The 233-nt window shown below is 67.4% G+C and carries 1 protein-coding gene; it reads right to left on the bottom strand.

What is annotated here, in order from left to right; all coding sequences use genetic code 11:
- Positions 1–233, bottom strand: a 233-nt coding sequence (locus NVV99_RS26955) for a DUF881 domain-containing protein (protein ID WP_260783352.1), incomplete at both ends; no start/stop codon positions are given.

The raw sequence follows: 233 nt of genomic DNA, 5'->3' as shown, positions 1-233 counted from the left end.
TGACTCGTGTCGGCACCCGCCGCGCGCAGCTCCTGGATCTTGTCGTGCAGCACCTCCGATCCGACACCCTCGCGCGGATCGTCGACGGTGAGAACCTCTCCGGGCCCGGTGGCGGGTTCGGTGCCGAGTTGCGTCGACTGCGTGTACAGGCGCGTGCGGGCTTCGTCGAGCGCCGCTTCCGAGCCTTCCTGTTCGAGACTAGAGAGGGTGCGCTCGAGTTCGGTGTTCTCCTG

The organism is Rhodococcus sp. PAE-6, assembly GCF_025290685.1.
Classification (GTDB): Bacteria; Actinomycetota; Actinomycetes; order Mycobacteriales; family Mycobacteriaceae; genus Rhodococcus; species Rhodococcus pyridinivorans.
Note: the sequence above shows the minus strand (reverse complement) of the source record. Positions and strands in the feature narration are given on the sequence as shown.